5 protein-coding genes and 1 pseudogene are annotated in these 7628 nt (G+C 58.9%); 4 read left to right on the forward strand and 2 right to left on the reverse strand.

Annotated elements, in window-relative coordinates:
- Window positions 1–83: 83 nt before the first annotated feature.
- Window positions 84–446: a hypothetical protein gene (locus tag B2589_RS14210; protein ID WP_147271089.1), complete on the reverse strand. Its 363-nt coding sequence runs from the start codon at window positions 444–446 to the stop codon at window positions 84–86.
- Between the two features lie 373 nt (window positions 447–819).
- Here B2589_RS14210 and B2589_RS14215 point away from each other — a divergent pair.
- Window positions 820–1807: pseudogene (locus B2589_RS14215) on the forward strand (integron integrase).
- Here B2589_RS14215 and B2589_RS14220 read toward each other — a convergent pair.
- On the reverse strand, window positions 1804–2139 hold the full coding sequence (locus B2589_RS14220) for a 4a-hydroxytetrahydrobiopterin dehydratase (protein ID WP_286817029.1): 336 nt from the start codon (window positions 2137–2139) through the stop codon (window positions 1804–1806). The pseudogene B2589_RS14215 and the gene B2589_RS14220 overlap by 4 nt on opposite strands.
- A gap of 126 nt (window positions 2140–2265) precedes the next feature.
- On the opposite strand from B2589_RS14220, the gene imuA reads away from it, so the two are divergent.
- From imuA to B2589_RS14235, 3 genes are read left to right on the forward strand one after another with little or no spacing between them, the layout of a single operon-like run.
- Entirely contained in the window at window positions 2266–2955 is a 690-nt protein-coding gene (gene imuA, locus B2589_RS14225; RefSeq protein ID WP_286817030.1) for a translesion DNA synthesis-associated protein ImuA, read from the forward strand.
- 4 nt (window positions 2956–2959) lie between these two features.
- Window positions 2960–4378: a Y-family DNA polymerase gene (locus tag B2589_RS14230; RefSeq protein WP_286817031.1), complete on the forward strand. Its 1419-nt coding sequence runs from the start codon at window positions 2960–2962 to the stop codon at window positions 4376–4378.
- Window positions 4378–7494: an error-prone DNA polymerase gene (locus tag B2589_RS14235; protein ID WP_286817032.1), complete on the forward strand. Its 3117-nt coding sequence runs from the start codon at window positions 4378–4380 to the stop codon at window positions 7492–7494. The genes B2589_RS14230 and B2589_RS14235 overlap by 1 nt, the downstream gene beginning before the upstream one ends.
- Window positions 7495–7628: the final 134 nt, after the last annotated feature.

A 7628-nucleotide genomic window follows, 5' to 3' on the forward strand; every position in this document is an offset into this window, starting at 1 on the left:
CATGCCCGGCACACACGCCTTGGCTTTGCGGCGCACCGAAGCGCAAGCGTAGGTGCGTCCGACAACAGCCACTTGTTATGCATTTACAGTCCTTGCCAGTCCATGTAAGCGACAATAGCTCTTTCGTCTTTAGGGTATTTTGATGCAGCTTGGTTCCAATGGCGGATTAGATCGATATCGTAAGCTGCTTTTGCGACCGCTATGGCGTAGTTTGCGCAGAATTCAGAAAAATCCGGATCACAAAGCCGCAGTAATTCAAGGGCGTCAAAATTTCGATGCAAGTCCAAAAGCACGGCTGCATAGTTATTGATAAGTAGAGAGCTGGTATCTCCAGATTCATAAGCTTGCTTGAGCAGCCCTGCCGCTTGCTCCAAACATTCCGTGAATCTGCTCTGGTCACTCCACGCCTGACTGTGCAGTTTTACGGACTCTGCGATTACGTCCATGCTGGTACTCAATTTAGTGCATAACAGTTAATTCTACGAACGAGTTCGTATATCCCGCGTTCGTATAACTCCAACCTAAACGCGCTCGAAATTTTTAATTTTTCTAATCAAAAACAAAAACATGAGAGCAATCCACCACGGCTACCGCCGGAGTTATACGCCCTCAACAGAGCCACTCCTGCCCTTATCCTGGGGCGTATAACTCCGCCCTTTTAACTTTTACTTTTTAACCATATCAGAAGGTTACGAATAATTCTTTGGGATTTTCCGGGGTTTTGCGAACGCGTTCGTATAACTCCGTCGAAATTTCTCGGTTGACTTCACCTGAAATTATTTTACTGTACGCATATACAGCTTAAGGAGTACTAAGGATATGGATATCCCCGCCCCCATCCCGGCCCAGCCAACCCGGTTTCTGGATCGGCTTCGGAGCTTCATCCGGCTGCGAGGCTTGGCCTACAAAACCGAGCAAACCTATGTCTTCTGGATCAAGCGCTTTATCCGGTTTCATGGCCGAAAGCACCCAGAAACCATGGGCTCTGGTGAGGTAGAAGCATTTTTGTCTCACCTGGTACTGCAGGCAAATGTCAGCGTGGCTACCCAGCGAGTAGCTCTGAATGCTCTGATCTTTTTATATCGCGAGTTTTTGGGGGCGCCCCTGGAAGAACTCCAATATGAGCCAGCCAGAAAACCCAAGAAGCTGCCCGTCGTATTCAGCCCGGACGAAGCCACGCGGGCGATTGCGAACCTGGAAGGCGAGTACAAACTGATCGCCATGCTGATTTACGGGGCGGGTTTACGGATCAGCGAAACGCTTCGGCTGCGGGTTAAAGACGTTGATTTCGGAATGCAGCAGTTAATTGTCCGGGAAGGGAAAGGCGGTAAAGACAGGATCACACTGCTGCCAGACAGACTGATTCCCCCCCCTTCAGAAGCAGATCAACTTTGCCCTTCTGCAACATCAAATGGATATGACCCGTGGCTGTGGCTCCGTGTATATGCCCGCCGGCTTAGCCAAAAAATACCCCAACGCCAGTCAGGAACCAGACTGGCAGTATGTGTTTCCGGCACCGGATCTTTCTATGGATCCACGCTCTGGAATACGGCGCCGCCACCACATGCTGGACCGAACCGTCCAGAAGCATTTCAAGATTGCCATTCGCGCTGCGGGCATTCACAAACCCGCAGGGAGTCACACCTTCAGGCACAGCTTTGCCACCAGGCTTCTGGAAGCGGGTTATGACTTACGAACCATTCAGAAACTGCTAGGGCATTCCGATGTTCGTACCACCGAAATCTACACTCATGTTGTCCGTAAGGGTGGCTTTGGTGTGCGCAGCCCGGTGGACGAGGCCTTTTAATAGAGCTCATCTGTTCTGGCCGCCATAATGAAGTCATTTTTATGCAAACCGCCGATTTTGTGGGTCCACCAGCGCACGGTGGCTTTGCCCCACTCCAGCAAAATCGCCGGGTGATGGTTTTCCGCTTCGGCCAGGTCCGCCACTTTGTTGGTGAAGGCCTGTGCTTCCACAAAGTTTTTGAAGGTGAATACCCGGCGTAATTGTTCCTCGCCATCTACCATCACATCTTCCCAGTCGGGGATGGCGCTCAGCAGCTCCTGTTTCTCCTCGCCGGTCACTTTGGGGGCGTCTGCGCGGCAGGCCTCACAGGCTTGTTGGCTTAGTTTTGTCATGGCTCGTCCTCCTTTTCTGGTTGCTGTGTTCAGCGTGGGTGGCGTGCCCGGTTTTATCAAGTTGGCAGTTGAAATTCCGCCCTCACAAGAATACTGTATATATAAACAGTATTCGGATAATTTCCCATGAGCGAATTACTCAGCAGCCTTCTGCAAGATGCCCGTATCTGGCAGGGCCATAAGCACAGAAAGACCACCCAGCCGGCGGAGTCGACGGGCTATCAGGTGCTGGATAACCAGCTGGGCGGTCTGGGCTGGCCGCGGGGTGCGTTGAGTGAGTGCCTGCTCGACACCTGCGGCATTGGCGAGTTGCACCTGGTACTGCCACTGATGCAACGGATATCCGCCGCCGGCAAAACCATTTTCTGGCTGAATCCGCCGCACACGCCTTACGCTCCCGCCCTCGCCCGTGAAGGGGTAGATCTGGACCACCTGGTGATGATCAACACCCGGGATCAGGGAGATTTTTTATGGACCATGGAAAACTGCCTGCGCTCCCCGGTTACCGGGCTGGTGCTGGCCTGGCCGGGCAAGCTCGCCAGCCGGGATGTCCGGCGCCTGCAACTGGCATCAGAAGCCGGCGGCAATGTGTGCGTGCTGTTCCGTAGCCGCCGGTTTTCAGACCAGAACTCTCCGGCAGCGTTAAGGCTGGAACTGGCCCCCGGTGAACATCAGGAGCTCAAGGTAAATATCATCAAACGCCGCGGCAGCTGGCCGGGCCAGCGTTGCTCCATTGCGCTCGGACACCGGACCAACATTGCTGTTCAGGATTCCTCCCGTGTCGTTCAGGGGCCCTGGCCCGAGGCCCGGGGGTAGCCCTGTGCTCTGGCTTTACCTGCACTTCCCTCACCTGTTGCTGGACCACGTCCGCCGCAGCCAGGATGCCACGGGCGCCCTGGCGATTGTAGACGGTGCCGGGCAAGGCGTTGTTCAGGCCTGCCCCACCGCCCGGGACCTGGGTGTTACCCCGGGTATGCGACTGAAAACGGCCCTCGGCCTGGCTCCGGATCTCAACATTATGCGGGCAGATGCAAAACAGGAGGCCTGGTTGCTGGAGGACCAGGCCCGCTGGCTGTACCACTATGCCGCACACATCACGCTGGCGCCGCCGGATGGATTATGGGCAGAAGTCAGCAGCCTGCAGAAGCTGTATGGCGGTTTGCCGGCCATCTGGCAAACCGTGGAACAGGCGTTAACGGAGCGCCAGCTCACGGCCTGGGTGGCTATTGGCCACACGCCGCTCGCTGCCCGGTTGCTGGCCCATACCGGCAAGGGCGAATGCACGGCAGACAAAGGCCATATCCTGACGGCGCTTGGCAATCTGCCATTACAGGCTGCGGGCTTTGACAAGAAATCCTGCACTCGCCTGCAGCGCCTTGGACTGAACACCCTGGGTGAGGTATTTGCCCTGCCTGCCCCGGAACTGGCCCGGCGGTTATCACCGGAGCTGCTGGCCATTATCCAGAAAATCCAGGGCACCCGGGCTGATCCCAAGGCACCCTGGCGGCCACCCCACACGTTCCGGCAGCGGGCGGATTTTATCCAGGAGGTGGAGCACGCTCAGGGGCTGCTATTCTCGCTGCAGCGGATACTGGCAGAGCTGGAAGAAGACCTGTGCTGGCGCCAGCAGGATACCGACACCCTGCTGTTGGTGTTGCAGCACCGGCATGAAGAGCCCACCCGTTTACGTATCCGCACCACCGGGCCGGAGCACCGGGCCGAGGTTTTTCTGAAACTGATACAGCTGAAGCTGGACCAGCAACCGCTGCGGGCTCCGGTCACCGGCCTTGTTCTGGCGGTTAAACGCTTTACCGGCCGAGAGGCGCCGGGGGGCCAGGATCTGCTGGGCGAAACCCAGGATCTGAACGAGGCCTGGCACACACTGATCAGCCGCCTGCAGGCCCGACTGGGTGAACAGGCCCTCAAGCAACTGGCGCCAATGGACGATCACCGGCCGGAACATGCCTGGTCTGCCAGCGAGGTACGCAAACCCGGCAAACGTCAGGACAGTGCTTCGGTGCAACTCCCCCACCGCCCCTTGTGGCTGTTGAAAGGCCCCCGGCCACTGGATCAAACACCGGTGGCCTGGCACTCCGGCCCGGAACGTATCAGCGGCGGCTGGTGGGATGGCCAGCGGGTACACCGGGATTACTACATCGCCCGGTTACCGGGCGGCGAGTTGGCCTGGGTGTTCCGGGATGTTAACGATGGCTGGTTCATACATGGATGGTTTGGTTAATGGCAGGTAGCTACGCGGAACTCTTCTGTTTCAGCAATTTCACCTTCCTCACCGGGGCCTCACACCCCCATGAGTTGGCGGAACGGGCCCTGGAGCTTGGCTATCACGCCATCGCCATCACCGATGCCTGCTCGGTGGCGGGCATTCCCAGGGCCTGGGCTGCCTTGAAAGACAGCCCGGTAAAGCTGATTACCGGCAGCTGGTTTGTGCTGGAAGATGCCCCGGCCGGCGCGGCCACACCCCGCTTCATCCTGCTGGCCCAGTCCCGCAAGGGCTACGGCCAGCTGTGCCAACTGATCACCACCGGCCGGCGCCGGGCAGAAAAAGGCCAGTACCAGCTGTTTGCCCGGGATATTGAAACCCACGAGCTGGATCACTGCCTGTGCCTGTGGCAACCACCTTCCACGGCGGCGGCCAGCTACCAACAGGCCGTGGCTTGTGGTGAATGGTTGCAGCGGTTGTTTGAACAACGCCTGCGCATTGGCGCTACCCGCACCCTGGAGGCCGGCGAGGAGCAACAGCTAGCCCGGGTACGCGCGCTGGCTGAACACTTACAGCTAGCCGTGGCAGCAACCGGCGAAGTACACATGCACGCCAGGGAACGCCAGCCCCTGCAAGATGTGCTCACCGCCCTGCGCCACCGCGCCACGGTTGAAAACGCCGGCCACTGCCTGTTCCAGAACGGCGAACGCTACCTGCGCCCGCTCCCGGTGCTGCAACGCCTGTTTCCGCCGGCCTGGCTTCAGGAAACCGTAAACATTGCCAACAGCTGCAGCTTCGAGCCCGGCAGCCTGCGCTATGAGTACCCGCCTGATCTTGTACCGGAAGGCGAAACCCCGGCGGCCTACCTCAAACGCCTGACCCGGGAAGGCGAACGTCGCCGTTATCCCGAAGGCACGCCGATGAAAGTGCAGGCGTTAATCCGCAAAGAACTGGGGATGATCTCGGAGCTCAACTACGAGCACTACTTCCTCACCATCCACGACATCGTGGCCTTTGCCCGCAGCCGGGGCATTTTATGCCAGGGGCGAGGATCAGCCGCCAACTCGGCTGTCTGTTACTGCCTGGGCATTACCGAGGTGAACCCGGCTAAGGTCGAGCTGCTGTTTGAACGTTTCATCTCGAAAGACCGGGACGAGCCACCGGATATCGATGTGGATTTCGAGCACCAGCGGCGGGAAGAGGTCATCCAGTACATCTACCAGCGCTACGGCCGGGAACGGGCAGCTCTGGCCGCCACGGTCATCCGCTACCGCTACCGCAGTGCCATCCGGGATGTGGGCAAGGCACTGGGTTTTGATGCCGCCCTGGTGGAGAAACTGCTGGATGGCATCGACTGGCGCGACAAAACCACCAACTGGCGCCAGCAGATACTGGACAAGGGGCTCACCCGCAACCCGAAAGTGGCGGAGCAGTTCTTTACCCTGGTGAACACCTTACTGGGCTTTCCCCGCCACCTGTCTCAGCACGTAGGCGGTTTTGTTATCAGCGCAGGGCCACTGGCGGAACTGGTGCCGGTGGAAAACGCCGCCATGGAAGGCCGCACGGTCATCCAGTGGGATAAGGACGACCTGGAAAGCCTGGGCCTGATGAAAGTGGATGTACTGGCTCTGGGCATGCTCACCGCCATCCGCAAGGCACTGGAGCTGATCAGCGAAGAAAAAGGCCAGGCCTTCACCATGCAGGATGTGCCCCAGGAAGACCCGGACACCTACGCCATGCTGCAAAAAGGCGACAGCATCGGCGTATTCCAGGTGGAATCCCGGGCCCAGATCAACATGCTCCCGCGCCTGAAACCGGAAACCTTCTACGACCTGGTGATCGAAGTCGCCATCGTGCGCCCCGGCCCCATTCAAGGCGATATGGTGCACCCCTATTTGCGCCGCAAACACGGCCTGGAACCCGTCGAATTCCCCAACGATGCCGTCCGGCAGGTACTGGAGCGCACATTGGGCGTGCCCATATTCCAGGAACAGGTGATCAAACTGGCCATGGTCGCCGCCGGCTTTACCGGAGGCGAGGCCGACAAACTGCGCCGGGCCATGGCCGCATGGAAATCCCACGGGGACTTAACCCCGTTCCGGGACAAGCTCATCACCGGCATGCTCGAACGGGGCCATGATCCGGACTTTGCCGAGCGCCTGTACCAACAGATCTGCGGCTTCGGCGGCTACGGCTTCCCGGAATCACACGCCGCCAGCTTCGCTTTACTGGTCTACGTCTCCGCCTGGATAAAACGCCACCACCCGGCCGCCTTCTACTGCGCCCTGCTCAACAGCCAGCCCATGGGCTTCTACTCCCCCAGCCAACTGGTACAGGACGCCCAACGCCACAAGGTCACCGTACTGGCACCAGACGTAAACCACAGCCACCGTGAACACACCCTGCAAGGCCCGGAAAAACACCTGCGCCTTGGCCTCCGGATTATTCAGGGACTGTCTTCCAGCGGCGCCGACCGTATCCACCAGAACCGCCCGAAAAACGGCTACCAAAGCGCCGCCGAACTGCGCACCCGCGCCGGCCTCAACCAACGCGACATGGAACTCCTCGCCGGCGCCAACGCCATGCCCGGCTTTACCAGCAACCGCCACCAGGCCTACTGGCAACTGCTCGAACACGAAGAACCGGCAGAACTCTTCGCCAACGAAACCATGGCAGACTACCAACCCGAACCCTGCCACCTGCTCCCGGAACCCACCGAAGGCCAGAACGTCCTCGCAGACTACAGCAGCCAAGGCTTAACACTACAAAGACACCCCCTCGCCCTGCTCCGCGAACAAGGCCACCTGAGCTACTGCCTCACCGCCGACCAACTAAAAACCACCCGCCCCGGCATCCCCGTACAGGTCGCCGGCCTGGTCACCGGCCGCCAACGCCCCGGCACCGCCTCCGGCGTCACCTTCGTCACCCTCGAAGACGAAACCGGCAACATCAACGTCGTCGTCTGGCTCGAAACCGCCCGAAGACAACGCAAACCGTTACTCACCGCCCGCTTGTTACACGTGAAAGGCGTGATCGAAAAAGAGGGAGACATCGTTCATGTCATGGCCGGCAAGCTGTCTGACCTGAGCCACCTGATTAACTCGTTACCAGTTAGCTCCAGAGATTTTCACTGATCACCCGAGAACGAACACCACAAGGCAAATTTTTCTGCACTCTTATGACTTACAGTTCGGAGTTCAGAAGCATCGGGGTGGCGGGGCCTTCCAAAAATGTGCGGAGCCATGGATGGCGGAGCAGAAGCGCCACA

This window comes from Marinobacter sp. UBA3607, assembly GCF_002375525.1.
GTDB lineage: Bacteria > Pseudomonadota > Gammaproteobacteria > Pseudomonadales > Oleiphilaceae > Marinobacter > Marinobacter vinifirmus.